The organism is Mycobacterium sp. FW102-FHT13B02 (assembly GCF_058790275.1).
In genome coordinates, this window is record NZ_JBYTCM010000003.1 from 1 (window position 1) to 25,620 (window position 25,620).

A 25,620-nucleotide genomic window follows, 5' to 3' on the forward strand; every position below is an offset into this window, starting at 1 on the left:
CCCCGGCGCCCGACCTGCTACAACGGACAACATTGCTACCCAACCAATGTTGCATCAGATGACAATATTTCCTCATTGCTGAGCGCCTTGATCCGGTCCGGGCGGAACCCCGACCAGTGCTCGCCGTCGGCCACGACGACCGGGGCCTGCAGGTAACCGAGCGCCAGCACGTACTCACGAGCTTCGTCGTCGATGCTGATGTCGACCTTCTCGTAAGCGATGCCCGCCTTGTCCAGCGCCTTGTAGGTGGCGTTGCACTGCACACATGCCGGCTTGGTGTACACGGTGACGGTCATCTCGGTACGACTCCTCTTCGAAGGCCTGGAAGCTGAACTGAACATGGCTGGCAACTGACGGGGTATCGCTTTCCGCTGATATATCCCCATCCGGATCAGCGGCCCGGCAATCCCTGAAATTCCCGCATCTCCGGTCGCCCTGGGCCACCCCGTCAGAACGTCCGAGAATCCTCGTCCGACTGACTTTCCGACCCCGGCCGACCCTCGATGTGTTGGGGCCTGTCGGTCCGTCAAACACTACACCTAGTGGGCGACAAACCGAACAGATACAAGATGTTCTGAACAACATTCGTGAAATTCCCAGGTCGTAAGGCCGATACCGAGACACGCTCTCGGCGTGTCGCACATCACACCCGGGGGCGTGTCGCGCTTCAACTACCGGTTTAGCACCAGCCACCGACAAGTTGCGGCGACGCGCCGTCGGGCCGTGCCCAGCGAAAGTCCGCAGCTACGCCGATTCCCGCGTGCGGGACCCCACAGCTGTGGTACACACGTGACGGACGTGACAAATGCGACTATCGCCCCCGCGCGGCCCGTACCGCCCAGACCCCCGCCGTCAGCACGGCCACCGCTTCGGCGACCACACTGAGGAGTGCATACGGTACCGGCTCCCAGCCCGTCTCCACGAATCCGAACAACCCGACCGTCCGCGACAGCGCGAACGCCGCCAGCGCCCCCGCCGACAGCAGGCCCGACGCCCAGCCGAACCAGACTGGAGCACCCACCGCCAGCAGCACCCCGACAGCACAGAACACCGACGCCTGCACCAGGAAGCCGGTCCCGACCGACGGGATGTGCCCATACCCGTGGACGTAGAGGTACGCGTGCAGCAGGCCGCTCGCGAGCATGGCCGCCGCGATCACCAGACGGTAGACCAGAGTCACAGCAGGGTCCGTTCCTTGAGCGCGAGGTTGTGCTGGCCGGTCTGGTAGGTGACCTCACGGATACCGAGCGCGTCGTGCAGTTTGCCGGCCGGCAGCGTCAGCGGTTTCGGCGCGGGACCGTCACCGGGATGCGGCAGCGGATACGCCGTGGTGGTCCCACTGTGGAAGGTGACGTTGCCTTCGGTCTTGGAAAACACCTGGTGCACATGGCCGTTGAGGCAGGTCACCGACGCGAACCGCTTCAAATAGCTCAGGGCCTGCGCGGAGTCGTCGGTCCCCCAGCCCCAGTCGGGGTACATAGCGAACAGCGGGATGTGGCTGAACACCACGATCGGCGTATCGCTCGACAGCGAGGCGACGTCCTTCTCCACGAACTCGAGTTGATCGACACCGAGATGGCCGAGCTTCTTGAGGTTCAGCGTGTTCACCAGCGCGATGACGTGCACCCCGGCGATATCGAAGCTGTACCAACCGTCGCCGCGGGTACCGGCCCCGAAAGCCTGGCGGTATTTGGCGCCGGCGTCGTCAGCCGAATCATGTTCCCCCGGAACGGTGAACACGTGCGGGGTATGCAGCCCCGTCAGCATCTGCCGGACCTGATCGAACTGTTCTGGCGTGGCCAGATGCGTCAGATCGCCGGTGTGGATGACGAAATCCGGCGTGTAGCCCAGGTTGTTGACGGTGTCGATGGCATGGGTGAACGAGCCGGCCACATCCGTGTTGGCAGCCCCGGTGAAGCCGATGTGGCTGTCACTGACCTGGGCGAAGCGCAGAGTGGGCTGTGGCGCAGGGCCGGACGAGGAGGTGCCCGCGACGTGCGACAACACTTCCCCACCGACCACGGACAGCCCGACGGCGGCGCCGAACCACGCCGTGTGCCGGAGCAATTGGCGACGGTTCATCTGCTGCGGGTCGCCTTGTGAGTCACTCATTTGACCACCACCGTCCCGTGCATGAAGGGGTGGACGCCGCACACGTAGGCGTAGGTACCGGGCATCGCAAAGACATAGCTGAATGTCGCTCCGGAACCCATTGTCGGAGAACGGAACTGCCCACCTTCGGCGACGACGTTGTGCGGGTCCTCGTCGTGGTTGGTCCAGGTCACCGTCGTCCCGGCCGGCACGGTCAGCTCCGCCGGGGCAAAGGCGAAGCTGTCGATGTTGACCGCGTTCGGACCGGCCGGAGCGGGCGCGGGGTGGCCGGATTCCGGTGGCGCCATGGTCATCGAACCCATCGGGCCCATCGCGGGTCCAGAGCCGGCACCAGGGCCGCTCATCCCGGGCGTCCCACTGACATCGGAGCTGAAAACAGGTGTGGGGGCGGCTTTTTGCTGCGGCGCCGTCGAAGTGCATGCGGCCAGCACCAGGGCGGTGCAGGAGAGTGCCACCAGGGATCGTCGCGACACGACGGGAACCTCCGTAGTCGTCGGGCGGGGTGCGCTGCGCACCCTCACCAACAGATACGGCGGCGGGTTACACGCCTCAGACCGGCCGACTCGGAGGAACCGGCGCGAACACCTCGATCACGCCGCCCACCTCACGAATATCGAGCTTCGGCAAGGATTTTGGCGCAATCGGCAACTGATGGGTCAGGACGTGACCGTCGGTGGCGAACGACGTGGAGTGGCACGGGCAGCGCAGCCGGTCGTCGGGTCCGTCGAACCAGAGCCGACAGCCCTGGTGCGTGCAGACACCCGAGATGCCCTGCACATTCCCGTCCACCCTGCGCACGAACCCCACGACCGAGCCCAGGTCGAACGGATGCACCGCGCCCTCCGACACGTCGGAACTGTCGGCCACCTTCTGCCAGCTGCCCGCGGACGGGACGAGTTCACCGCTCGCGGTGTCCTGCTTCGCCGGTTCGCTCCGGCCACTCATCAGCGCCCGGTCAACGGCCACGGCCGCGACTGCGGCGCTGGCCGCCGCCGAGGTCCCGACGATGACCTGACGGCGATTGGCGCGCAGCCACCCGGGCTGCGCCGCCGGTTCGTCGCCGTCGAACTGCCGGGCGAGCCTGCTCTGCAGGTCGGCGAAGAATTCCGGACGCGGCTCGTCGGCACCGGGCCGGGCCGCCTGCAGGTCGATCGCCGTGCGCATCTGCGCGGCGTCGAAGTCGTCGGGCTTGAACCCGGACGGTTTGCGCCCACGCAGCAGATCGTCGAGGTACCGACGCAACCCGCGCGCGTTCATGGCTCGCCCTTCTCGTTGATCTGTGCAGCCAACCGTAATGCCCGGTGCTGCAACACCTTTGCGTTGGCGACGCTGACGCCGAGCTCTGCCGCGGACTCTTTGATGGACCGAGTCTGGAGAAATCGCAGCTCCAGTATGCGTCGATAGTTGTCCGGCAGGGCCGCCAACACCGCGGCGACACGGTCCGGGGCGGTACTGATGGACTGTTCGGCTTCCGGCGGCGCCTCGATATCGAGGTCGATGCAGGTGATCTCCCGCCCCATCGTCTCGCGCCAATGCGCGGCAAGCACCGTGCGTGCAGTGCTCCGCAGGTACGACCGCACCTCTGCGGCACTCGCCGTCAACCGCAGCGGCCGCAGCGCGGCGAGGAACACCTCGGCAGTGAGGTCCTCGGCGTCCGCCTGGTTACCGACCCTCGCGTAGATCGTGCGATAGACCCACTTCGCGTTGTCCTGGTAGACGGACTCCCAGTCGGGATACCGGGAATCCGACGAGACCACGCGCAGCGGGGGTCGGTGCACAGGATCACGCTGTGCAGACACATTGGCCCCGTCTCATCGGTGCGGCCCGGCACGCCCCGGGTCCACTTCGAGAAGTAGATAGCCATCGGGGTTACACGCTGTCGTCGCGGGTGCCATCACGACCCGCCGTCGTCCGCCTGGTCCAGCAGCTGGTCACCGAACAGACTGCACAGCAGCAGCGCGACCTCCACGTCCAGACGGTCGTCCTCGATGGGCCGGCCCCGGCGTTCGATCGCCCGCTGGACCCGGTACTTCACCGAGTTGGTGTGCAGATGCAGCTCCTCGGCTGCGGCCTTGTTGCTACCACCGGCCTTCAGGAAGGCCTGCAGCGTTTCCCGCAGGCGCTGGTCGCTGTCGGTCGAACAGGCCAGTGGGCCAAGCACTTCGGTCGCCCACGCCGACAGCGCATCGACATTCGCACCCAACAGCGCCGCGAGCGCGACCCCGCGGTGGCCGAACGCGGTGAACCGGCGCTGCGGGCCCGACGCCACCGCCACGGTGCGGGCGTCTTCGGCCTGCCGGTACGAGAGCCGAAACCCCGCGACACCGGACTGCGGGGTACCGACGGCCACGTACGGGCCGTCGGCCGGCACCAGGCCGCCCAGCCAGGTCACCGCCTCGTCCACGACCGCCACGGGCACCGCGACCCAGGCCCATGCCGTGGCACGATCCACCGAGATGAACAGCGGAGAATCCGCAGCGCCGATCGATGCGGCGAACTGCCGGACCAGGCGCTCCATCTCGGCCAACCGGTCCGCGGAGTCGTCGCACCACAGCACCACCGCGAGATGAGTGCGCTGCAGTGGGTATCGGATTGCCAGGGTCGCGGCGTCGACGTCAACGTCGCCACCGGCGAGCAGCTCGCGAATCTCAGTGATGCGCACGCTGTTTCGGTTCTCCAGCCAGCTTTCCCGCGCCTGCTGGTACACCTCGACGACTTCTTGGGAGATCCTGTCGATGTAGTTGAACGAGATTGTCGACATTACGTCGAAGACGTCCAGCCCCAGTCCCGGACCGAGGTCCGCGGCCCTGATCTCCTCGAGCACCTCTTTCAGTACCGCCTGATGGCCCAGCCGGTAGGACCGGATCAGCACATTGGCCGAGATGTCCCGCTGGGCCAGCCGGCGCGCGTGTTCGAGCGCGGCCGCGGGGGCATGCAACAGGTCGATCGAGATGCCGTGCCGGACCGCGGCAAAGAACGCATCGATGTTCGCCGTGACCGAATCGTCCAGGACCTGCTGAAGTTGCTCTTCACCGCGCAGTTCGGCGATGTCTGACACCAGCTGCTCTGAGACCGAGCGCGTGATGTCGGTGAGCCGAGCGTCGAGCCGCGTACCGATTCCGGCCACCGCTTGCGTCAACGCGTCATTCGCTCCGCCCCGGTCCGCGCCGCCGGCCACGTCAGCTGCCTGTTTTCCCGGCCACGCCCAAACCGTAGTTCGTTGCCAGTCCTTTTGTGCCCGAAGGACGCGAGCCGACGGGTATTTGAGCGTGCGCACCCGCCACCCGGCACATAGCCCAGGGCCGTCGCCATCCGTTAGCCGATGGCGACGGCCCTGATGGTCATCCGAGCTCTGGTCAGCCGACCTCGGCGGCCAGCTTCGCGATGACGCCACGCACGCCGTCGACCACCTCGGCAGCCTCGCGCGGATGCTTGCCGTCCAACGCCGACGCCGGCAGGGACAGCTTGACGTCCACGACGTCCGCTCCGGCGATGCCGAACGACTTGCGGCTCTCGTCGTGCGCCCAGACACCGCCGTACTGGCCGAGCGCGGTACCGATGACCGCCAGCGGCTTGCCGACGACAGCACCGGCGCCGTACGGGCGCGACAGCCAGTCGATCGCGTTCTTCAGGACAGCTGGGATGGTGCCGTTGTACTCGGGGGTCACGGCCAGGATGGCGTCGGCGTCATCGGCGATCCGGCGCAGCGCCACGACCGCTTCGGATACCGACTCGTTGTCCAGGTCTTCGTTGTAGAAGGGCAGCTCGCCCAGTCCGTCCGCCACGCGTACCGTCACGCCTTCAGGCGCCGATTCGACCGCCACCTCGGCCAGCTGGCGGTTCAGCGAGGCCGCACGCAGGCTGCCGACCAGGACCAGGACCTTGGTTTCTGCCATATTCTTTCCCCTTAGCTCGTGTGTGGCCGGCTCCGACGAACCGATCCTCGCATGAGTCAACCGGACCATGGTCCGATTAATTCCGTCTGAGCTAAAGTTTTTTTCATGAGCGACGGGCTGGCGCAGCTACGGCCGACAAAGCTGCCCATGGCGGGCCTGCCGATGACGCCCGCGGCGCCGGTCGAACGCGGCGATGCGGCGCGCAACCGGCTGCTGCTTCTCGACGCGGCTCGCCGCCTCATCGCCGAGCACGGCGCCGACGCCGTCACCATGGACGACATCGCGGCCGAGGCCGGTGTGGGCAAGGGCACCTTGTTCCGCCGGTTCGGCAGCCGCGCCGGCCTCATGCTCGTGCTTCTCGACGAGGACGAGCAGGTTGAGCAGAACGCCATGATGTTCGGCCCACCTCCCCTGGGTCCAGGCGCACCGCCGCTGGAGCGGCTACTCGCCTACGGCCGCGACCGGCTCCAGTTCGCCTGGCAGCACCGCGCCCTGCTGTCCGACGCGGGGCGCGATCCGCAGAGCCGCTTCGGGGCCGCTGCCGCCGTCCACCGCACCCACGTCCGGATGCTGCTGCACTCGGCGGGCACCACGGGGAATCTGGACGCCCAGACCGATGCCCTGCTGGCCCTTCTCGACGCCGACTACGTCAGCCACCAGCACGACGATCTGGGCCAGAGCCTGCAGGCGCAGGGTGATGCGTGGGAAAGCGTGGCGCACAAGCTTTGTGGGACCTGACGTGAGCGGGTGTCTGAGATGACCAGAGAGCCCTGGGTCCTGCACGTCGACCTCGACCAGTTTCTGGCTTCCGTCGAACTGCGCCGTCACCCCGAGTTGGTCGGGCAGCCGGTCATCGTCGGTGGCAGCGGCGACCCCACCGAACCCCGCAAGGTGGTCACGTGCGCCTCCTACGAGGCACGGGAATTCGGCGTCCACGCCGGGATGCCGCTGCGCACCGCCGCCCGAAAATGCCCCGAGGCCGTCTTCCTGCCCTCCGACGCGGCCGCGTACGACGAAGCCTCCGAGCAGGTGATGGGCCTGCTCCGCGACCTCGGGCATCCGGTCGAGGTATGGGGCTGGGACGAGGCGTACGTCGGTGCCGCCGTGGACGACCCGTTCGAGCTGGCCGAGAAGATTCGGACCGTGATCGCCGCCGAGACCGGGCTATCGTGCAGCGTCGGCATCAGTGACAACAAGCAGCGGGCCAAGGTCGCGACCGGATTCGGTAAACCGGCCGGGGTTTTCGCGCTCACCGCCGAGAACTGGATGACAGTCATGGGCGACCGGCCGGTCGACGCGCTCTGGGGCGTGGGCCCCAAGACCACGAAAAAGCTTGCGGAACTGGATATCACCACCGTCGCAGAGCTGGCCCGAACCGATGCCGAACTGCTCACCTCGACCTTCGGCCCGACCACCGGATTGTGGATTCTGTTGCTGGCCAAGGGCGGCGGCGACAGCAACGTGACGGCCGAACCGTGGGTGCCGCGGTCGCGCAGCCATGTGGTGACGTTCCCGGAAGATCTCACCGACACCGCCGAGATGGAAGAAGCGGTCGTCGATCTGGCGCGGCGGACCCTGGCTGAGATCGTCGGGCAGGGCCGGATCGTCACCAGGGTGGCCGTGACCCTGCGCACCAAGACGTTCTTCACCCGCACCAAGATTCGCAAGTTGCCGGTGGCCGGTACCGACCTGGAGGCCATCACCAGGACCGCGATCGATCTGCTGCACGACTTCGAACTGGACCGGCCGGTGCGACTGCTCGGGGTACGGCTGGAACTGGAGATGCCACAGTAGTGCTGACCACTATCGCCATCCGGGGCTACCGGTCGCTGCGCGAGATCGTCCTGCCCCTGTCGGAACTGACCGTGGTGACCGGAGCCAACGGCACCGGCAAGTCCTCGGTGTACCGGGCGCTGGGCTTGCTGGCCGACTGCGGGCGCGGTGAGGTCATCGGGTCCCTGGCCCGCGAAGGCGGGTTGCAGTCGGTGCTGTGGGCCGGGCCGGAGAACACCAGTGGCGCCCGCCGGACCGGCGCCACCGAGGGCACCACCCGGACCCGGCCGGTGTCGCTCGAACTCGGCTTTGCGGCAACCGATTTCGGATATTTCATCGATCTCGGCCTGCCGCAGGACCCGGGCCACAACTCGATGTTCGGCCAGGACCCCGAGATCAAGCGGGAGACGGTGTTCGCCGGGCCGACTCTCCGGCCCAGCAGCACCCTGGTGCGTCGCACCCGGACCTACGCCGAGGTGGCCTCCGACTCGGGCCGCGGCTTCGACGAATTGACCCGCGCCTTGCCGAGCTACCGCAGCGTGCTGGCCGAGTACGCCAATCCCGAGGCACTGCCCGAGCTCGCCGTGGTCCGGGATCGGTTGCGCGACTGGCGCTTCTACGACGGCTTCCGGGCCGACCGGGACGCGCCGGCCCGCCGCCGCCAGGTGGGCACCCGGACCCCGGTGCTCAGCGACGACGGCAGCGACCTGGCCGCCGCCGTACAGACGATCCTCGAAGCCGGGTTCGACGATCTGGCGCGCGCGGTCGCGGATGCGTTCGACGGCGCCGAGATATCGGTGAGTTCCGACGGCGGGCTGTTCGAATTGCAGCTGCACCAGCGTGGCATGCTCCGTCCGTTGCGTTCGGCCGAATTGTCCGACGGCACACTGCGATTCCTACTCTGGGGCGCGGCCCTGCTGTCTCCGGAACCGCCTCAGCTGATGGTGCTCAACGAACCGGAGACGTCGCTGCATCCCGACCTGGTGGGCCCACTGGCGGACATGATCGCCGCGGCCGCGCGCAAGACACAGCTCGTCGTGGTCACGCACTCGGCACGGCTGCGCGAGCGGCTGGCCGCGTGCGACGCGAGCGAAGTCGAGCTGGTCAAGCAGTGGGGCGAAACCCAGATCGACGGCCAGACGATGATCAGCGCGCCACCGTGGGACTGGGGAAAGCGCTGAAGCGCAGCAGTTTCGGGTTCAGCGCCGCTTCGGCCGCAAAGCCCGCGTGAACAACACGTTCACCTGGCGCATCGCCACACTGTAGGGCCACCATGCGAGCCGCTTGAACAGGTACAGCGCCCGGATGTCCGGCGAGGTGTAGATCATGAACTTGTTCTTGGCCACGCCCGCGAGAAGTTTGTCCGCGGCCTGCTCCGGCGACACCGCGTGTCCGGCGAACCGGGCCACCCACCGCTGCACCTGTGGATGCTCGCGGTCCACGCCGGCGATGTGAACCGTCTGCACCAGAGGGGTCTTCACCGCGCCGGGCACCACGACCGACACCCCGATGCGATGCCGGGCCAGATCAAAGCGCAGTACCTCGCTGGCGCCGCGCAGGCCGTACTTGCTCGCGCTGTACGCGGCGTGCCACGGCAGCGCGACGATGCCCGCGGCCGACGACACATTGGCCACGCGTCCGCCGCGGCCGGCGGCCACCATGGGCGGCACCATGGTCTCGATGACGTGGATGGGGCCCATCAGGTTGACGTCGACCATCGAGCGCCAGTGCTGATGGGTCAGGGTGCTGACGGTGCCCCACGCCGAGATTCCTGCGATGTTGAGCACCACGTCCATGGCCTCATGCCGGCTTTGGATGTCCGCGGCAAAGGCCGCGACCGCGTCGTAGTCGGAGATGTCCAGCGCGCGGTACTCGGCCACCTCACCACCGAGCGCGCGAGCGTCGGCGACGGCCTGTTCCAGGCCCGCGGCATCACGGTCGGTGAGATACAGGACTGCGCCCTGCTGGGCCAGCTTGAGCGCGGTCGCCCGGCCGATGCCGCTGGCTGCCCCCGTCACGAAACACCGCTTGCCTGCGTAGCCGCTCCACCGCGTCATGGCCCGACCCTACACAGGCCCCGCCTTTAAACAGGGAGTTGGTCGCCGCCCCATAACGCGCTGAGCCACAGTCGCTCCACGACGTCGACGGCGCGTTGCGGGTCCCCACCGCGCCCGATGAAGGCGCTATCGCGCGACAACGTGTAGGCCGTCGTCGACACCAAGGTGCGAACCAGCGTCGGCAGGTCGTCGGAAATCGGGCGCCGGCCGGCGTCCTGCTCGACGAGCCCGACGATCTTGGCGATCACGCCGTCTTCGAAGTCGGCCATCAAGTCACGAATTTCGGCATCCGTGTTCTGCGCGGCGGTGCACGCCGCCATGATCGGGTCGTTGATCGCATAGACGGCGGCGGCGCTGCCCACCATCCGCTTGGCGAAGGCCGCCGGCGTCTCGTCCGGCTCACGCGGCGCGAAGTTGTGGGTGAGCGCGTCGAGTTCCTCCATCGCCTCGGACACGATCCGGGCCAGCACGGAGTACTTGGAGTCGAAGTAGAAGTAGAAACCTGACCGCGCCACACCCGCCCGCGCACTGATGGTGCTGACGGACAGTTCGGCGAACGGCCGCTCCTGCAACAGTTCGCGCACCGCCTCGATGATGGCGTCGCGTTGCTTGTCGCCGCGACTGCGGCCCTTGTCGGCCGTCTCGACTTCAGCACTCATGGCGCACACGATGTCATCGCCGACACGCCAAATCAAAACTTGACACGCGTCAAGTGTGCCAGCCAAGATGACATCTGGTGGTGACTTTCACCACAAACATCGCATTCAGGAGTGGTACATGGCGACCATCAGCACCCCTCGCTACCTGCTCGATCAGGCCTGGCGCCGGCTCAAGCCGACGCCGGTCACGGTGCCCGGAATGGGCATCGTCGAACAGCGACTTCGGGCCAAGCAATGGAATGAATTCATGTTCGCCGAGCCGCCTGCGGGCAGCGGCCTCAAGGCGATCATGGGCGACTCGGGACTACCGGTCATCGGCCACCTGATCGAGACCTTCCGGGGCGGCCCTGACTACATCCTCGAGCAGTACCGCAAACACGGTCCGCTGTACTTCTCCGATTCACCCGCGCTGTCGGCCGTGATGGCGGTCGGGCCGGACGCCACCCAGGCCGTCTTCTCCAACCGCAACAAGGACTTCTCCCAGCGCGCCTGGGATCCGGTCATCGGACCGTTCTTCGAGGGCGGCCTGATGCTGCTCGATTTCGACGAGCACATGTTCCACCGCCGCATCATGCAAGAGGCGTTCACTCGTACCAAGCTGTCCGGCTACGTCTCGCACATCGACTCGGTGGCCAGCTCGGTGCTGGCCAAGGATTGGGTGGCCAACGACGCCCGGTTCCTGTTCCACCCCTCGGTCAAGGAGCTGACCCTGGACATCGCCGCGGAGGTCTTCATGGGCATCCCGGCGGGTACCGACCACAAGCTGGTCACCACCATCAACCAGGCCTTCACCACCACCACCCGGGCCGGCAACGCCATCGTCCGGACCTCGGTACCACCACTGACCTGGTGGCGCGGCATTCAGGCCCGCAAGACGCTGGTCGACTACTTCTCCCGTTCCATCGCCGAGAAGCGCCGCAGCGAGAGCACCGATATGTTCAGCGTGCTGTGTCACGCCCAGGACGAGGACGGCGGGAGCTTCACCGACGACCAGATCGTCAGCCACATGATCTTCCTCATGATGGCCGCGCACGACACCTCGACGTCGACCATGACCACCATGGCGTACCACCTGGCCGCCAACCCCGAGTGGCAGGACAAGCTGCGTGCCGATTCGGCCCGCATCGGCGATGGCCCGCTGGACATCGAAGCGCTGGAGAAGCTCGAGACCTACGATCTGGTGATCAACGAAGCGCTGCGGATGATGACGCCGCTGCCGTTCAACTTCCGCCGCGCCGTGCGGGACACCGAACTGTTGGGCTACTTCATTCCGGCGGGCACCGACGTCGTCACCTGGCCGTCGGTCAACCACCGACTCCCCGAGTTGTGGACAGACCCGGAGAAGTTCGACCCGGACCGTTTCGCCGAACCGCGCAACGAGCACAAGAGGCACCGGTATGCGTTCGCACCGTTCGGCGGTGGTGCACACAAGTGCATCGGCATGGTGTTTGGTCAGCTCGAGATCAAGACCGTGATGCACCGGCTGCTGCGCCGCTACCGGCTGGAGTTGCCGCACCCCGGTTACCAGCCCTGGTACGACTACGGCGGCATGCCGGTACCCGTGGACGGCATGCCGATCGTCTTGCGGCCACTCACCTAGGACGTCGAGAGGCCAGCTGCCGCACGGTTTGTTCGCAAACCTGTGCGGCAGCTGGCCTCTCAGCGTTTACGCGTGCAACCGGTTGGCGCAGGCGATCATCGCCCGCAGCGCCGACTGGACCGAGTCTCGTGCCCAGCCCATGGCCCACTCGGAGCGGACGCCGTCGGTGCCGTAGATGAACGTCGCGATGCCACCCCCGACGGCCGGCAGCTGGTGGAACTTGATCATCTCGACGGCCACGCCACGCTCGTGCAGCATGGCGGTGAGGGCGGCGACGGGGCCTGTCGCCGCTGCCGTGGAGGTCGCGATGCGGTCGCCGACGGCGATGCTGGCCCGATACCGCCGGACGGCGGTGACCCCACGGCGGCGGTCGTCGTCTCCCGCGGCGCCCCAGCTGCCCAGGCGGATCGGCCCACGCTGTTGTCCGTAGTGGTCGATGAAGGTGTCGTGGCACATCGCTTCTGCGTGTTCACGCAGGCCACGAGGCACGGGGCGGTCAAACAGATCCGCAAAACGCGACGTGGTGGAGATGGCGGTGGAGGTGAACATGCGTCGGTCTTTTCTGCTCGAAAGGAGTGACCGACAGGTAGTAGCGTCCGACCCACAGCGAGGGGTCGGTCAGGATCAGACCCCGCTGTGGGTACTGGCTACTACGAGCATGTGAAGCATGGTCGCCGAGGTTAGTCCGCGATCCCGTCTCGGGTCAAGGCGATTTCACCGCACGGTTCAGCAGCCACAGGAACGGCCGGTGGCCGGGGTGTCCATCGCGATGCAGCGGCATGCTGTCCCGGGAAGCCGAATACCAGGCGGCACGGGTGACGTGGGTGAAGTCCAGTTGCCGCCCGCACCGGCCGGCGAGCGCGTGCAGCAGCAGCATCCCGGTGCGCCCGTTGCCTTCCCGGAACGGGTGAATCTGGTTATACCGGGCGTACAGCCGGGACAGTTCCCACGCCAGCCTCGCGTTGTCGTATCCAGCTCCGACGTCCGCCAATGCCGTTGCGGCAAACTCGATTTCGCCAACTCCCCCGGCGACGTCCACCTGCCAGGTGAAGGCGGAGCCCCCGCGGCGAAGGTCGACGGTACGCAGCTTTCCTGCCCACGGGTACACGTCACCGAAGAGCTCCCCGTGCAGTGCGCGAACGTCGAGGCTCGTCTCTGGCGTGCACTGCCGAACGTGCCACAGCACCATGCGGCCCGCCGTCACCTCATATTCCGCGGCCGCCAGATCAGGTCCGTGCTGGATCCCGAAGTTGTTGCGCAGCACCGATGTTCCGGGGATCAGGTACGGCGCTCGGCGCCGGAGGAATCGGCGACGCGCCGGCGCCGCCGGGTACCGCTCGCGACACCGCGCGAGATAGTCACCGAACGCCAATGCTCCGGAAGCCAGGGCACCGAGCTCGACGATGTGGGTGGGCGCGGGGTCCCAGCCTTCGATGCGCTGAGCGGCGAGCGTCTGCTGCACCGCGTGGTGTGCGGCGATCACGGCCGCGGTGGCCTCTGCCATCAGCGGAACGCCGATGTCGAGGCGAGGAACGTCAGTTTGCGGCTGATGCCGGCCACCTCGCGGGCCACGCTGCGCAGCATGGCTCGCTCTTGCGGTGGCAACTCCGACAAGACCACCTGATCGGCGCCCGCGCGCGACGTCCACCGAAATCTCAGCAGCGCGGTGAAACACTCGCGCAAGCTCGAAACATCGTCGGCATCAAGTACATTCGCGGCACCGGCGGTGTCGAGCCGGCTCAGTGTGGACAGGTCGGCGGCGCCGGCCGACAGCGCCGCCCATCGCGCGATCTTCACTATTGGATCGATCGCCGCCAGTTTGAGGTCGACGGTGTCGGATTGGTTGGTCAGCATGCGCAACCGGGAGGGAAACGTTGCGCGCAACGTTGTGGCGTCCTGCAGCAGATACTGGCGGGCCGGATAGTGATCGCCGGCGGCGCGCACCACCTGGGCGCGCAGTAAATCCTCGGCCAAGGTCGAGTCGGCCAGATGGACGGCGCGGGAGTCGGCCAACACACCGGTCATCACCACGCCACGGTCCGCCCGCGGATCGGATGTCCAGTGCGTGATGCCGTCGGACCAGGCATTCGCCGATCGGCAGAACCTGGGCCGGCTGGCCAGTACCCCATTGGCGTCGGCGCGCACCCCGCACCGTTCCAGCACGGCATGCACCACGGCCGCCGCTTCCAGTGCCTCGTCGAGCTCAGTGCCGCCCGTCAACACGATCAGCGTCTCGACATCGGATCCGGCCACCGCCTCACCCCGCGCGACGCTGCCGGAGACGAACCACGACCACGGCAAGTTCGTGGACGTCAGCCGCACGGCCGCTGCCACACCGGATCGCAGAATGTGCGACCACGAGGCGGCGACATCAACAGCCGGCGTGGACGCGCGCGCCGCGGCCCGCACCGCCCGCAGGCCCTGCTCGATGCCCGACCGCAGCGCGCCCTCGCCGTCCGCCGCGTGGATCGCGGCGAGGACGGCGTCTACGCCAAAATCAGCGGAGGGCATGCAGATGTTTCTATCGGACGACAGTTAATTTCGCGATTCGTGCACGATTTTCCGCGCTCAGCGCGGATTCTCGTGCACAAATCGCGAGGTTGTAGGGTGTGCCGCGATGAGCTGGCAGCACGCACTACTTCTGCTCGCCGCCGGTATCGCAGGCGGCCTCACCGGAAGCATCGCGGGTCTGGCTTCCGTCGCGACCTACCCAGCGCTGCTGATGGTCGGGCTGCCGCCGGTGGCGGCGAACGTCACCAACACCGTCGCGCTCACCTTCAACACCATCGGGTCGGTGTGGGGCTCGCTCCCCGAGCTCGACGGCATGGGTCCCTGGCTGCGTCGCGTCCTGCCGGTCGCCGCGCTCGGCGGGGCGGCGGGAGCCGCACTGCTGCTGGCCCTTCCGGCGGAGGGCTTCGAGGTGGTGGTTCCGCTACTGCTCGGGCTGTCGTCCGTCACCATCGCCATCCCCCAACGGCCGGGCGCCGACACCGAACCCGGCCGGGGACGGGAACTGCTGATCGCCGCCGCGATCTTCGTGATCTGTTTGTACGGCGGTTATTTCGGCGCCGCCGCCGGCGTGGTGCTGCTCGCCCTGATGCTGCACAGCGGCAGCGAGTCGATGGCCCACGCGAACGCCGCGAAGAACGTCATCCTCGGTGCGGCCAATGGTGTGGCCGCCGTGGGATTCATCGCGCTCGCGCCGGTGAACTGGATTGCCGTACTGCCACTGGGCATCGGGTGCCTGGTGGGCTCCCGGCTGGGGCCGGTCGTGGTGCGGCACACACCGGCGACGCCGCTGCGCGTGACCATCGCGGTGGCCGGTCTGGCGTTGGCCGTCAAGCTGGGCTGGGATACCTACCGATAGACGAACGGATTGTCGCCCTTGGCAACCCGCACACCGAGGTGGATCAGCTCGGTGGCAGAGCCATGCAGCTTCTCCCCCGCCTCGCGGTCGGCCAATCCTGCCAGGAACCGGGACCAGGTGCCCTCGATGACGATGCCCAATTTGAAGCAGGCCATCGCGATGTACCAATCCAGATGCTCGGTGCGCCGACCACCTGCGGCCAGATAGGCATCCAGCAGTTCGTCCCGTCCCGCGAGGCCACCGGCCTCGGCCAGCGCGGCGCCGACCACGATGGCATTGGGCGCCGTCGGCCAGCACACCAGCATCCAGCCCAGGTCCAGCAGCGGGTCGCCGACGGTGCACATCTCCCAGTCGACGAATGCCGCCAGTTCCGGCCGGTCATGGCGCAGCATCACGTTGTTCAGATGGCAGTCGCCGTGCATGATCCCAGGCTCGCCATCAGGTGGCCGATTGTCGGTCAGCCAGGTCGCCAGTTCCGCTACCCCGTCCAGCGATTCAGGGTCGTAGTTGTCATGCCGATAGCTCTGCAGCAGTCCGGCGAACTGCGGAACCTGTCGCGCCACAAATGATCCCGGCTTGCGGATGGCCGCCAGTGGGCTGCCTTCCCAGGCCACGTTGCCCAGCTGCGCCAGGCTCGCCGCGTACGACACTCCCACGTCGTGCCGCAGTGTGGCTTCGGTGGCGTACGCGGGCGACAACTCCTCGCCTGGATTGAAGCCGTCGACCTCAGCCATCAGGTAGAAAACGACGCCGAGTACCGACGGGTCCTCGCAGCCGGCGATGAACGCGGGATGTGGCACCGAGGTTCCGGCCAGGGTCCGCAGCACGGCGATCTCGCGCTGCATGGTCTTGTCGCTGGTCGGCCGTGGATGAAGCGGCGGTCGGCGCAGTACCACCGGCCGGCCGTCGATGTGCAACCGCACCACGATGTTCTGGGTACCGCCGGTCAGCGGCTCGACGTCGGTGAGGTGCTCACCCAATCCCTCGGCGCGGATCCAGTTCTGGACGATGTCTCGGTCACGGTCGGTCAGGGTCGGCTGCATGATGCAGTGATTCTGGCCCGGAATCGGTCAATCGGGCAGGTAATTCTTACGATCCGTTTTCATTCGGGCTTGCCCACTGATGCGCCCGTACTGTGGCGGTGTGGCACTTCGACTGGACCTGAACCGATCGCTCGCCGGCCTGGCGGCCGCAGCCGTCGCGCTCGGCGTGGCTGCGCTCCTGGCGGTTCCGTTCGGGCCGCACGCCGATTCCCGCACCGCGGTCGGGTCGGTGATCATCGACCTCACCCCGGGACCGGTCAAAGAGTGGGCCATCCAGACCTTCGCCACCAACGACAAGCTGTTCCTGACCGTCGCGGTACTCGTGGCCATCGCGGTGATCGCCATGGCGACAGCACAATTCGAGGATCGGAAGATCGGCAGCGTCGCCCTCGGGCTGGCCGGGGTGCTGGGCAGCGTCGCGGTGCTGTCCCGCACCGGCGCTCGACCCATCGACATCGTCCCGTCGCTCGTCGGCGCGGCGGCGGGCGTCGCAGTACTGCGGCTGCTGGTCTCTGAGCGTCTCGATCCCTCGACGCCGGTCACCAGCCCGGACACCGATGCCGCGGCCGATCCCGGCCGGCGCCGATCGCTGGCGACGCTGGGCTTCCTGGCCGCCGGCACGGTGGCCGGCGTCATCGGGGTGGTGCTGGGCCGCGCGGCGGCGTCGGTCTCGGGCGACCGCAGCGCCTATACCCCGCCGGCCCCCAAGGTTCCCGGCCCGCCGATACCGCCGGATGTGCAACCCGCTGGAGTGGACCTGCCGCCGTTCATCACTCCGGCGGCCGACTTCTACCGGATCGACACGGCGCTCTCCGTCCCCCAGGTGCAGCGGCAGGATTGGCGGCTGCGGATCCACGGCATGGTCGACCGCGAGGTGACCTTCCGGTTCGATGAGCTGGCCCAGTTCGAGGCGGTCGACAAGGTGGTCACGCTGACCTGCGTGTCAAACCCCGTCGGCGGCAACCTGATATCGAACGCCACCTGGACCGGCTATCGCGTGCGCGACCTGCTGGCACGGGCCGGCGTGCACGCTGATGCCGACATGGTGTTGTCCACGTCCGTGGACGGCTTCACCGCGGGCACGCCCGTGGAGGCACTGACCGACAACCGTGATGCCTTGCTTGCTGTCGCCATGAACGGCGATCCGCTGCCCACCGAGCATGGCTACCCGGCGCGGCTGGTGGTGCCCGGTTTGTACGGCTACGTGTCCGCGACCAAATGGCTCGTCGACCTCGAACTCACCAGATTCGATCGGGCCCAGGCCTATTGGACGAAGTTGGGTTGGTCGGCTCACGGCCCGATCAAGACCGAATCACGCATCGACGTGCCCCGCGCCGGAGCCGGCGTGCCGACGGGGACTGCGACTTTCGGTGGCGTCGCCTGGGCACAGCACCGAGGGGTCAAAGCGGTGGAAGTCCGGATCGACGACGGCCCGTGGCGGCCCGCGACGCTGGGCGCCGCGTATTCGAACGACACCTGGCGGTTGTGGAGCTACACCTGGCAGGCCACCGAACCCGGGCGCCACACCATCACCGTCCGGGCCACTGACGGCACCGGCGCGGTTCAGACGGCCGACGTCGCCGGCGCCGTTCCCGATGGGGCGACCGGCTGGCACTCGGTGTCCTTCACCGTCGCCTGAGTCCGAAATACTCGCTTGGCGAGGCGAATCCACATCGCTACGGTGACCGGATGACCGAACCGGCCCAGCAGTGGCGCACCGACCTCCGGGTCCGGCTGACTGCGGCACGCAAGTCGAAGGACGGCATTTCGACCGCGGCGATCCGCAGTGCGCTCAGCGCCATCGACAACGCGGAGACCCCGGACGTGCCGGTGCCCCGGGCCGAAGCCGCAGTCTTGGATGGATTACTCAGCGCCGGCTGAAGATTGTCGGTCCCCCGTGCCAAGCTGGGTTCGTGCTTCTCACCGACGTCGCCGTGGCCTCAGCAGACGTCAGCGCGGTGGCTGCCCGGTCGGCGAAGATCAGCCGCATCGCGGCTCTGCTCGGCGCCGCGGCCGGTGATCCGGCCACTGTCGCCATCGTCGTCGACTGGCTGTCCGGTGAGTTGCCACAGCGGCAGATCGGGGTCGGCTGGGCGACGCTGCGTTCGCTGCCGCCACCGGCCGACAGCCCGACACTGAGTGTCATCAAGGTCGACGCCGCGCTGTCGGCCATCAAGGCCGTCACCGGCCGAGGTTCGGCTGCCACCCGCACCGAACTGCTCCACGACCTGTTCGGGGCCGCCACCGCGGCCGAACAGACGTTCCTGCGCGGACTGCTCAGCGGCGGGCTCCGGCAGGGCGCACTGGCCGGGGTGATGGCGGACGCCGTCGCCAAGGCTGCGGGCCTCCCGGCCGCCGACGTGCGGCGCGCCGCGATGCTCAACGGCGAACTGGCCACAGTGGCGGCCGCCGCGCTGTCCGATGGCGCCGACAGCCTGCAGCGCTTCACCCTGACCGTCGGCAGGCCGGTGAGTCCGATGCTCGCGCAGACAGCCACCGGTGTGGGCGACGCACTCGAAAAGCTGGGTGGCGCGGCAATATTCGAGACGAAGCTCGACGGGGTTCGACTGCAGATTCACCGGGCCGGTTCCGAGGTATCGGTCTTCACCCGCAGCCTGGATGACATCACGGCCCGGGTGCCCGACGTGGTGAACGCGGTGCTGGCCCTGCCCGTCGCCGACCTGATCGCGGATGCCGAAGCCCTCGCCCTACGGGCCGACGGTCGTCCGCACCGGTTCCAGGTCACCTCCTCCCGGATCGGCAAACGCTCCGACGACGGGGCGCAACCGCTTTCGGTGTTCTTCTTCGACATCTTGCACCGCGACGGCACCGACCTGCTGGATCAGTCGGCAGCCCAGCGCCGGAACGCACTCGAGGAGGTCGTTCCCGAGCCGCTCCGGGTACGCCGCTGCGTCACCTCCGATTCGGTTGTCGCCCAACAGTTCCTCGAGCAGACTCTCGCCGCCGGTCACGAAGGCGTGATGGCCAAGCACCCCGCGTCGCCCTACGAGGCGGGCCGGCGCGGCGCCGGCTGGCTGAAGGTCAAACCGGTGCACACCCTGGATCTGGTGGTGCTGGCCGTCGAGTGGGGTTCTGGCCGGCGCACAGGCAAGCTGTCGAACATCCATCTGGGCGCCCGCGACCCGGATACCGGCGGATACGTCATGTTGGGCAAGACCTTCAAAGGGATGACCGACGCGATGCTGGACTGGCAGACCGCACGGTTCACCGAATTGGCCGCCGGCCCGATGGACGCATATGTGGTGCGGCTGCGGCCCGAGCAGGTGGTCGAGATCGCGTTTGACGGCGTCCAGGGCTCGAGCCGCTATCCCGGCAAGATGGCGCTGCGATTCGCTCGGGTGCTGCGCTACCGCGACGACAAGCGGCCGGAGGAGGCCGACACCATCAACACCGTCAGGTCCCTGTACGAACGCTGAGTGTTACCCCGCGATTCGGCGCCACCGGATGACAGGATGTGGGGCATGTCGCCAGCCACCGCACTCCCCGACGAATCCGTCGGGGATGTCACCTATGTGCGTACCGACCCGGACCTACCCCCGGTCGCGATCATCGACCGCTCGCCCATCACTGCCCGGCATCGGGTGATCTTCGGCGTCATCGCAGTCCTCGCCGCCGTGGCGTGGGCCGTCATCGCCTTCGCCCGCGGCGAGACCGTCAACGCGGTGTGGTTCGTCATCGCCGCCATCTGCACCTACGTCATCGGCTACCGGTTCTACGCGCGGCTGATCGAGATGAAGATCGTCAAACCGCGCGACGATCACGCCACCCCGGCAGAGTTTCTCGAGAACGACATCGACTACATGCCGACCGACCGCCGGGTGCTCTTCGGCCATCACTTCGCCGCCATCGCCGGCGCCGGGCCGCTGGTCGGGCCGGTGCTGGCCATGCAGATGGGTTACCTGCCCGGGACCATCTGGATCATCGTCGGCGCGGTCGTCGCCGGCTGCGTGCAGGACTACCTGGTGCTGGTCATCTCGACACGGCGCCGCGGTCGCTCCCTCGGCCAGATGGCGCGTGACGAACTCGGGCCCATCGGCGGCGTCGCCGCCATCGTCGCCGTACTGGTGATCATGGTGATCCTGCTGGCTGTGCTGGCGCTCGTCGTGGTCAACGCACTGGCCGAGAGTCCGTGGGGTGTGTTCTCCATCGCGATGACCATTCCGATCGCCATCTTCATGGGTCTGTACCTGCGGTTCCTGCGGCCCGGCCGGGTGTCCGAGGTGTCCCTGTTCGGTGTCGCACTGCTCCTGCTGACGGTGATCTCCGGCGGCTGGGTCGCCGAAACATCATGGGGCGCAGACTGGTTCACGCTGTCGAAGGTGACGTTGTCGTGGTGCATCATCGGTTACGGACTGGCCGCCTCGGTGCTGCCGGTGTGGTTCCTGCTCGCGCCGCGCGACTACCTGTCGACGTTCATGAAGGTCGGCACCATCTCGCTGCTCGCGGTCGGCATCCTGGTCGCGCAGCCCGCTATGTCTGCTCCCGCGGTGTCCCAGTTCGCCACCCGGGGCGACGGTCCGGTGTTCGCCGGTGCGCTGTTTCCGTTCCTGTTCATCACCATCGCGTGTGGTGCGCTGTCCGGCTTCCATTCCCTGATCTCGTCGGGCACCACACCGAAGCTCCTGGAAAAGGAAGGGCAGACGCGGCTGATCGGCTACGGCGGCATGCTGACCGAGTCGTTCGTCGCCATCATGGCGCTGATCACGGCGGCGATCCTCAACCAGCATCTGTACTTCGTGATCAACTCGCCGGCCACGGCCACGGGCACCAGTGCCTCGACCGCGGCCGCCTATGCCAACGGGCTGGGCCTGTCGGGAGCCCCGATCACCCCCGGCCAGATCACGTCGGCCGCGACGGAAGTCGGTGAGCACTCGGTGATTTCGCGCACCGGCGGCGCACCCACGCTGGCGCTGGGTATGTCCGAAGTCCTGCACCAAGTCTTCGGCGGCTCCAGCATGAAGGCCTTCTGGTACCACTTCGCGATCATGTTCGAGGCGCTGTTCATCCTCACCACCGTGGACGCCGGCACCCGGGTCGCCCGCTTCATGTTGTCCGATGCCCTGGGCAATCTCGGTGGACCGCTGCGCAAGCTGCGCGATCCCAGCTGGCGCATCGGCGCATGGGCCTGCAGCCTGCTCGTCGTCGCGGGTTGGGGCAGCATCCTGCTCATGGGCGTCACCGATCCCCTCGGTGGCATCAATACCCTGTTCCCGTTGTTCGGCATCGCCAACCAATTGCTCGCCGCCATCGCGCTGACCGTCGTCACTGTCGTGGTGATCAAGAAAGGCCTGCTGAAATGGGCCTGGATTCCGGGGCTGCCGCTGTTCTGGGACGCCCTCGTGACGCTCACCGCGTCGTGGCAGAAGATTTTCTCCCGCGACCCCAAGATCGGCTACTGGCAACAGCATTCGCAGTATCTGGCGGCCAAGGCCGCCGGCAAGACGACGTTCGGCTCCGCCAAGAATCCTGACCAGATCGACGCCGTCATCCGGAACACGTTCATCCAGGGCACGCTGTCCATCATCTTCGCGGTACTGGTGGTCATCGTCGTCCTGATGGGCGTCATTGTTGCCGTGCAAGCCGTCCGCGGCGGCGGCCGGCCACTGACCGACGACGAATCGGTGCCGTCACGGCGGTTCGCCCCGCGCGGCCTCTTCCCCACCGACGCCGAGAAGGAGGTGCAGAAACAATGGGACGCGCTGCCGAGGTCGTACGTCAGATCCGTTGGTACTGGTCATCATTGATGGGCGACAACCACTACGCCCGGTACCTGGAACACCACCGTCGCGCCCACGCCGGTGAGCCGGCGGTGAGCGAGCGCGACTACTGGAAGGCCCGGCACCGCGCCGCCGACGTCAATCCCCAGGGCCGCTGCTGCTGAGCCACGGGGCAGGCGATCCTCGCCGGTGCCGGCCAACCGCCCTGCACCCGACCGTCCGCACAGTGGACGCATACGGCTGTTGCATTGGCACAGGGGTGGTACCACAAGAGGCGACCCGCACTCCGTGGTACTAAATAAGTGTATGGACAGTTGTCCAGTTTTTGCCCCGCCAGCCTTAGGAGAAACGTGCTGTTCACGGTTTCCGACGTCACCGACGCCGTCGCTGCAGCCATCCCGGACCGTACCCTCATCATCCAGGGCGACCGCCGCTTCACCTACGCCGAGGTTGTCGCCCGGGCCAACCGCCTCGCCGCCTACCTGCACGCCCAGGGCCTGGGCGTGCACACCGAGCGCGACCAGCTGGCCGGCCACGAAGTCGGCCAGGACCTCGTGGGCATCTACGCCTACAACGGCCCCGAGTTCGTCGAGTCGCTGCTCGGCGCGTTCCGGGCCCGGGTGGCGCCGTTCAACGTCAACTACCGGTACGTCAAGGCCGAGCTGCAGTACCTGCTGAACGACGCCGGCGCCTCGGCTCTGATCTACCACGCCGCTTTCGCGCCGACCCTGGCCGAGGTGCTGCCGGACCTGCCCAACCTCAAGGTGCTGATCCAGATCGGCGACAGCTCGGGCAACGAGCTACTGCCCGGCGCCGTCGACTACGAGACCATCGTGAACACCGAGGTCTCGCCGCCGCCCGTGACGCCGTCTCCCGACGACCTCTACGTGCTGTACACCGGCGGCACCACGGGCATGCCCAAAGGCGTGCTGTGGCGCCAACACGACATCTTCATGGCCTCGTTCGGCGGACGTAACGCGATGACAGGCGAGCCCGCCGAGTCCGCCCAGGAGATCGTCGACCGGGCCTCAGCTGCCGCCGAGATGCGCATGATGATCCTGCCGCCGCTCATGCACGGTGCCGCCCAGTGGGCGGTGATGACCGGCATCAACAACGGCCAGACCATCGTCTTCGCCGAAGACGTCGAAGGTTTCAACGCCAAGGAGATCGTCCAGACCATCGCCCGCGAGAAGATCGCGATTGCGACGGTCGTCGGGGATGCCATGGCCCGGCCTCTGGTCACCGCCATCGAGGAGGCCATGGCCGACGGCAGCCACGACCCGACCTCGCTGGTCGTGGTGGCCAACGGCGGCGCACTGTTCACCCCGGCCGTGAAGGGCCGCCTGGTCGCCGCACTGCCGAACGCCATGGTGATCGACGCTGTCGGTGCATCCGAGACCGGCGCGCAGATGTCGCACGTATCGACCAAGGCCAACGTATCCAGCGGTACCTTCACCGCCGGGACCGCCACCCGGATCGTCTCGGAGGACTTCACCGCACTGCTGGCCCCCGGGCACGAGGGCAACGGCTGGCTGGCCCAGGAAGGCCACGTACCGCTCGGCTACAAGGGCGATGCGGCCAAGACGGCCAAGACATTCCCGGTGATCGACGGTGTCCGGTACGCCGTGCCCGGCGACCGCGCCCGACTGCTGGAGGGCGGCACCGTCGAGCTGCTGGGCCGCGACTCCGTGACCATCAACTCCGGCGGCGAGAAGATCTTCGCCGAAGAGGTCGAGTCCGCCATCGCCTCGCATCCGGCCGTGGTCGACGTGGTCGTCGCAGGCCGACCCAGCGAACGCTGGGGCAATGAGGTGGTCGCAGTAGTGGCTCTCGCCGAAGGCGCCGTTGTCGCTGCCACCGACCTCATCAAGCACGCGGCGGAATCCATCGCGCGCTACAAGCTGCCGAAGGCCATCGTGTTCCGGCCGAGCATCGTGCGCAGCCCCGCAGGCAAGGCCGACTATCGCTGGGCCAAGGAGCAGGCGCTCCAGGACTGAGTTCAGCGAGCCGGAGGTACCTCCTGCGCGCCGGGGAACGTCAGCCTGCAGCCCACTCCTTGGCACGGTCGAGTTCGTCGTTCCCGAAGACCTGGAGCTCGCCCGGGATCATCCAGGCGACGGCGTGCAAGGTGTGCGCCACCCAGGCTTTGTCGGACACCACCGCGATGCGTTTGAACGCCGAGTGGTGTTTGAACAGCGCACCGAACCCGACCTTCAAGTCCTCGGCCAGTCCGCCCGGCCCGTAGCCCTCGTAGTCGGGTGCGATCACCTCGACGATCCGGATCTCGCCATCGACGACGAGGTCGTCCATGGCGGGCTCGAACTCGCGGATGTCGTCACCACTCAGTCGCCCCGAAACGCGAATGCCGGTCACACCGTCGGGCATGTCTGCCAGCTTTTCGATCATGTCGCCAGCGTACGACGACGGCGCGTGAGCCGGAGGTACTCCAGCTCGCGGAAAAAGATCACGCCCCGAACCGGGCCAACGGATCGGCCGTCGCTTCGATCTTGGCGACGAGTCCATCGCGAATCGTCAGGACCACCACCGCGAAAAGCTGCCGGCGGGCGAACGCCAGCAGGACGGGTTGGCCGAGCGGACCGGCTACCACGGTCGTGCCCGGGCCGAGGTACAGCATCAGGTTCTCGGCGACCCGCTGGCGTCCGTGGTTGACGATCGGCGGGATCGGCGGATCGCTCAGCACCGTACCGACGCCCCAGACCGTCGGGTCCAGCACCGCGGCCAATGACTGCACGTCGCCGCCGGCGCAGGCGGTGATGAACTTTTCGGTGACGAGCTGATGTTCGGTCACCTCCACGTCGTCGGCGCGCAGGTCCGTACTCGCCACCTTGGCCCGCGCCCGCCGGGCCAGTTGCCGACAGGTGCCGACGGGCCGGCCGACGGTCTCTGCGATCGAATCGAACGGCACCTGGAACACGTCGTGCAGGATGAACGCGACGCGCTCGCCGGGACTCAGCTGCCGCAGCACCCGCAGCAAGGCGCCCGAGATCTCGTCGTCGAGCGTGATCCGGTCGGCGGGGTCCGGCTCACTGGAAACCAGTGGCGGCATCTGGTCCTGCTCGGTCGGTTGTTCCCGTCGCGCCCGCGCCGACCGCACCACGTCAAGGCACAACCGGCCCGCCACGGTGGTCAGCCAGGCACGGACATCTTCGACCTCACCGGGCGCCGTGCGGGACAGCCGCAGAAACGCTTCCTGCGCAACATCTTCGGCGTCACCGACATCGCCGAGCATCTGGTATGCGAGATTGACCAGATACGGGTGGTGGTGGCGCCAAGCCGCAGTAAATCCAGTGGTTTCTGTCATCAGTTAAAGACGATCCAGGGTGGTGAAAAGTTACCGCACTGCCTCATCCCGCG

27 protein-coding genes are annotated in these 25,620 nt (G+C 67.4%); 11 read left to right on the forward strand and 16 right to left on the reverse strand.

The window, feature by feature from the left end:
- Positions 1–35: 35 nt before the first annotated feature.
- From nrdH to AC3WTE_RS05595, 8 genes are all read right to left on the reverse strand, one after another.
- Positions 36–296 carry a glutaredoxin-like protein NrdH gene (gene nrdH, locus AC3WTE_RS05560; RefSeq protein WP_492436318.1) on the reverse strand — a complete coding sequence of 87 codons (261 nt, stop codon included), beginning with the start codon at positions 294–296 and terminating at the stop codon, positions 36–38.
- A 515-nt stretch (positions 297–811) separates the two neighbouring features.
- Positions 812–1,180, reverse strand: coding sequence for a hypothetical protein (locus tag AC3WTE_RS05565; protein WP_492436320.1), 369 nt, complete (start codon positions 1,178–1,180; stop codon positions 812–814).
- A complete protein-coding gene (locus AC3WTE_RS05570) occupies positions 1,177–2,112 on the reverse strand; it encodes a metallophosphoesterase family protein (protein WP_492436322.1) in 936 nt (311 codons plus the stop codon). The genes AC3WTE_RS05565 and AC3WTE_RS05570 overlap by 4 nt, the downstream gene beginning before the upstream one ends.
- Positions 2,109–2,585 carry a cupredoxin domain-containing protein gene (locus AC3WTE_RS05575; protein ID WP_492436324.1) on the reverse strand — a complete coding sequence of 159 codons (477 nt, stop codon included), beginning with the start codon at positions 2,583–2,585 and terminating at the stop codon, positions 2,109–2,111. Before AC3WTE_RS05575 ends, AC3WTE_RS05570 begins: the two co-directional genes overlap by 4 nt.
- 76 nt (positions 2,586–2,661) lie before the next feature.
- On the reverse strand, positions 2,662–3,369 hold the full coding sequence (locus AC3WTE_RS05580; protein ID WP_492436326.1) for a Rieske (2Fe-2S) protein: 708 nt from the start codon (positions 3,367–3,369) through the stop codon (positions 2,662–2,664).
- The gene (locus tag AC3WTE_RS05585) at positions 3,366–3,911 is read right to left on the reverse strand and encodes an RNA polymerase sigma factor (protein WP_492436327.1); all 546 of its coding nucleotides are present in this window, start codon (positions 3,909–3,911) and stop codon (positions 3,366–3,368) included. Before AC3WTE_RS05585 ends, AC3WTE_RS05580 begins: the two co-directional genes overlap by 4 nt.
- Before the next feature lie 95 nt (positions 3,912–4,006).
- A complete protein-coding gene (locus AC3WTE_RS05590) occupies positions 4,007–5,290 on the reverse strand; it encodes a PucR family transcriptional regulator (RefSeq protein ID WP_492436329.1) in 1,284 nt (427 codons plus the stop codon).
- A 178-nt stretch (positions 5,291–5,468) separates the two neighbouring features.
- Positions 5,469–6,008 (reverse strand): NADPH-dependent FMN reductase, encoded by a 540-nt coding sequence (locus AC3WTE_RS05595; protein ID WP_492436331.1) that lies wholly within the window; start codon positions 6,006–6,008, stop codon positions 5,469–5,471.
- Between the two features lie 147 nt (positions 6,009–6,155).
- Between AC3WTE_RS05595 and AC3WTE_RS05600 the strand changes: the two genes are divergently transcribed.
- Genes AC3WTE_RS05600 through AC3WTE_RS05610 form a run of 3 tightly spaced genes read left to right on the forward strand, consistent with a single transcriptional unit; the run spans position 6,156 to position 8,962 of the window.
- Positions 6,156–6,746 (forward strand): TetR/AcrR family transcriptional regulator, encoded by a 591-nt coding sequence (locus AC3WTE_RS05600; protein ID WP_492436814.1) that lies wholly within the window; start codon positions 6,156–6,158, stop codon positions 6,744–6,746.
- 18 nt (positions 6,747–6,764) lie between these two features.
- Positions 6,765–7,802: a DNA polymerase IV gene (locus AC3WTE_RS05605; protein WP_492436333.1), complete on the forward strand. Its 1,038-nt coding sequence runs from the start codon at positions 6,765–6,767 to the stop codon at positions 7,800–7,802.
- Entirely contained in the window at positions 7,802–8,962 is a 1,161-nt protein-coding gene (locus AC3WTE_RS05610; protein ID WP_492436335.1) for an AAA family ATPase, read from the forward strand. Before AC3WTE_RS05605 ends, AC3WTE_RS05610 begins: the two co-directional genes overlap by 1 nt.
- Before the next feature lie 18 nt (positions 8,963–8,980).
- On the opposite strand, the gene AC3WTE_RS05615 is transcribed toward AC3WTE_RS05610, so the two are convergent.
- Positions 8,981–9,838 (reverse strand): SDR family oxidoreductase, encoded by an 858-nt coding sequence (locus AC3WTE_RS05615; RefSeq protein ID WP_492436337.1) that lies wholly within the window; start codon positions 9,836–9,838, stop codon positions 8,981–8,983.
- Between the two features lie 26 nt (positions 9,839–9,864).
- On the reverse strand, positions 9,865–10,497 hold the full coding sequence (locus AC3WTE_RS05620) for a TetR/AcrR family transcriptional regulator (RefSeq protein WP_492436338.1): 633 nt from the start codon (positions 10,495–10,497) through the stop codon (positions 9,865–9,867).
- A 118-nt stretch (positions 10,498–10,615) separates the two neighbouring features.
- On the opposite strand from AC3WTE_RS05620, the gene AC3WTE_RS05625 reads away from it, so the two are divergent.
- Entirely contained in the window at positions 10,616–12,097 is a 1,482-nt protein-coding gene (locus tag AC3WTE_RS05625; protein WP_492436340.1) for a cytochrome P450, read from the forward strand.
- 66 nt (positions 12,098–12,163) lie between these two features.
- Here AC3WTE_RS05625 and AC3WTE_RS05630 read toward each other — a convergent pair whose 3' ends face one another.
- The 3 genes from AC3WTE_RS05630 to AC3WTE_RS05640 form a co-directional block, all read right to left on the reverse strand.
- Complete coding sequence (locus AC3WTE_RS05630) at positions 12,164–12,646, reverse strand: homocitrate synthase (RefSeq protein WP_492436342.1); 483 nt, start codon at positions 12,644–12,646, stop codon at positions 12,164–12,166.
- Positions 12,647–12,800: 154 nt separating this feature from the next.
- The gene (locus AC3WTE_RS05635) at positions 12,801–13,601 is read right to left on the reverse strand and encodes a Fic/DOC family protein (protein WP_492436343.1); all 801 of its coding nucleotides are present in this window, start codon (positions 13,599–13,601) and stop codon (positions 12,801–12,803) included.
- The gene (locus AC3WTE_RS05640; protein WP_492436345.1) at positions 13,601–14,608 is read right to left on the reverse strand and encodes a putative nucleotidyltransferase substrate binding domain-containing protein; all 1,008 of its coding nucleotides are present in this window, start codon (positions 14,606–14,608) and stop codon (positions 13,601–13,603) included. The genes AC3WTE_RS05635 and AC3WTE_RS05640 overlap by 1 nt, the downstream gene beginning before the upstream one ends.
- 106 nt (positions 14,609–14,714) lie before the next feature.
- On the opposite strand from AC3WTE_RS05640, the gene AC3WTE_RS05645 reads away from it, so the two are divergent.
- A complete protein-coding gene (locus AC3WTE_RS05645; RefSeq protein ID WP_492436346.1) occupies positions 14,715–15,464 on the forward strand; it encodes a sulfite exporter TauE/SafE family protein in 750 nt (249 codons plus the stop codon).
- Here AC3WTE_RS05645 and AC3WTE_RS05650 read toward each other — a convergent pair.
- Positions 15,455–16,507: a phosphotransferase family protein gene (locus AC3WTE_RS05650; RefSeq protein WP_492436348.1), complete on the reverse strand. Its 1,053-nt coding sequence runs from the start codon at positions 16,505–16,507 to the stop codon at positions 15,455–15,457. The genes AC3WTE_RS05645 and AC3WTE_RS05650 overlap by 10 nt on opposite strands.
- 79 nt (positions 16,508–16,586) lie before the next feature.
- On the opposite strand from AC3WTE_RS05650, the gene AC3WTE_RS05655 reads away from it, so the two are divergent.
- From AC3WTE_RS05655 to AC3WTE_RS05680, 6 genes are all read left to right on the forward strand, one after another.
- Positions 16,587–18,146 carry a molybdopterin-dependent oxidoreductase gene (locus AC3WTE_RS05655; protein WP_492436350.1) on the forward strand — a complete coding sequence of 520 codons (1,560 nt, stop codon included), beginning with the start codon at positions 16,587–16,589 and terminating at the stop codon, positions 18,144–18,146.
- A 50-nt stretch (positions 18,147–18,196) separates the two neighbouring features.
- On the forward strand, positions 18,197–18,388 hold the full coding sequence (locus AC3WTE_RS05660) for a hypothetical protein (RefSeq protein ID WP_492436351.1): 192 nt from the start codon (positions 18,197–18,199) through the stop codon (positions 18,386–18,388).
- A gap of 32 nt (positions 18,389–18,420) precedes the next feature.
- A complete protein-coding gene (locus tag AC3WTE_RS05665) occupies positions 18,421–19,944 on the forward strand; it encodes an ATP-dependent DNA ligase (protein ID WP_492436352.1) in 1,524 nt (507 codons plus the stop codon).
- 45 nt (positions 19,945–19,989) lie between these two features.
- Positions 19,990–22,272, forward strand: coding sequence for a carbon starvation CstA family protein (locus tag AC3WTE_RS05670; protein WP_492436353.1), 2,283 nt, complete (start codon positions 19,990–19,992; stop codon positions 22,270–22,272).
- A complete protein-coding gene (locus AC3WTE_RS05675) occupies positions 22,272–22,409 on the forward strand; it encodes a CstA-like transporter-associated (seleno)protein (protein ID WP_492436355.1) in 138 nt (45 codons plus the stop codon). Before AC3WTE_RS05670 ends, AC3WTE_RS05675 begins: the two co-directional genes overlap by 1 nt.
- 186 nt (positions 22,410–22,595) lie before the next feature.
- The gene (locus AC3WTE_RS05680; RefSeq protein ID WP_492436356.1) at positions 22,596–24,242 is read left to right on the forward strand and encodes an acyl-CoA synthetase; all 1,647 of its coding nucleotides are present in this window, start codon (positions 22,596–22,598) and stop codon (positions 24,240–24,242) included.
- 40 nt (positions 24,243–24,282) lie between these two features.
- Here AC3WTE_RS05680 and AC3WTE_RS05685 read toward each other — a convergent pair whose 3' ends face one another.
- On the reverse strand, positions 24,283–24,651 hold the full coding sequence (locus tag AC3WTE_RS05685; protein WP_492436357.1) for a SpoIIAA family protein: 369 nt from the start codon (positions 24,649–24,651) through the stop codon (positions 24,283–24,285).
- Positions 24,652–24,709: 58 nt separating this feature from the next.
- On the reverse strand, positions 24,710–25,567 hold the full coding sequence (gene sigI, locus AC3WTE_RS05690) for an RNA polymerase sigma factor SigI (protein ID WP_492436359.1): 858 nt from the start codon (positions 25,565–25,567) through the stop codon (positions 24,710–24,712).
- Between the last annotated feature and the right edge of the window lie 53 nt (positions 25,568–25,620).

Bases quoted from the DNA above. Each gene is read 5' to 3' on its own strand.
- nrdH (WP_492436318.1), bottom strand. From the start codon at position 296: ATGACCGTCACCGTGTACACCAAGCCGGCATGTGTGCAGTGCAACGCC.
- AC3WTE_RS05570 (WP_492436322.1), bottom strand. From the start codon at position 2,112: ATGAGTGACTCACAAGGCGACCCGCAGCAGATGAACCGTCGCCAATTG.
- AC3WTE_RS05580 (WP_492436326.1), bottom strand. From the start codon at position 3,369: ATGAACGCGCGCGGGTTGCGTCGGTACCTCGACGATCTGCTGCGTGGG.
- AC3WTE_RS05595 (WP_492436331.1), bottom strand. From the start codon at position 6,008: ATGGCAGAAACCAAGGTCCTGGTCCTGGTCGGCAGCCTGCGTGCGGCC.
- AC3WTE_RS05600 (WP_492436814.1), top strand. From the start codon at position 6,156: ATGGCGGGCCTGCCGATGACGCCCGCGGCGCCGGTCGAACGCGGCGAT.
- AC3WTE_RS05605 (WP_492436333.1), top strand. From the start codon at position 6,765: ATGACCAGAGAGCCCTGGGTCCTGCACGTCGACCTCGACCAGTTTCTG.
- AC3WTE_RS05615 (WP_492436337.1), bottom strand. From the start codon at position 9,838: ATGACGCGGTGGAGCGGCTACGCAGGCAAGCGGTGTTTCGTGACGGGG.
- AC3WTE_RS05620 (WP_492436338.1), bottom strand. From the start codon at position 10,497: ATGAGTGCTGAAGTCGAGACGGCCGACAAGGGCCGCAGTCGCGGCGAC.
- AC3WTE_RS05625 (WP_492436340.1), top strand. From the start codon at position 10,616: ATGGCGACCATCAGCACCCCTCGCTACCTGCTCGATCAGGCCTGGCGC.
- AC3WTE_RS05630 (WP_492436342.1), bottom strand. From the start codon at position 12,646: ATGTTCACCTCCACCGCCATCTCCACCACGTCGCGTTTTGCGGATCTG.
- AC3WTE_RS05635 (WP_492436343.1), bottom strand. From the start codon at position 13,601: ATGGCAGAGGCCACCGCGGCCGTGATCGCCGCACACCACGCGGTGCAG.
- AC3WTE_RS05640 (WP_492436345.1), bottom strand. From the start codon at position 14,608: ATGCCCTCCGCTGATTTTGGCGTAGACGCCGTCCTCGCCGCGATCCAC.
- AC3WTE_RS05645 (WP_492436346.1), top strand. From the start codon at position 14,715: ATGAGCTGGCAGCACGCACTACTTCTGCTCGCCGCCGGTATCGCAGGC.
- AC3WTE_RS05650 (WP_492436348.1), bottom strand. From the start codon at position 16,507: ATGCAGCCGACCCTGACCGACCGTGACCGAGACATCGTCCAGAACTGG.
- AC3WTE_RS05655 (WP_492436350.1), top strand. From the start codon at position 16,587: ATGCGCCCGTACTGTGGCGGTGTGGCACTTCGACTGGACCTGAACCGA.
- AC3WTE_RS05660 (WP_492436351.1), top strand. From the start codon at position 18,197: ATGACCGAACCGGCCCAGCAGTGGCGCACCGACCTCCGGGTCCGGCTG.
- AC3WTE_RS05670 (WP_492436353.1), top strand. From the start codon at position 19,990: ATGTCGCCAGCCACCGCACTCCCCGACGAATCCGTCGGGGATGTCACC.
- AC3WTE_RS05675 (WP_492436355.1), top strand. From the start codon at position 22,272: ATGGGCGACAACCACTACGCCCGGTACCTGGAACACCACCGTCGCGCC.
- AC3WTE_RS05685 (WP_492436357.1), bottom strand. From the start codon at position 24,651: ATGATCGAAAAGCTGGCAGACATGCCCGACGGTGTGACCGGCATTCGC.
- sigI (WP_492436359.1), bottom strand. From the start codon at position 25,567: ATGACAGAAACCACTGGATTTACTGCGGCTTGGCGCCACCACCACCCG.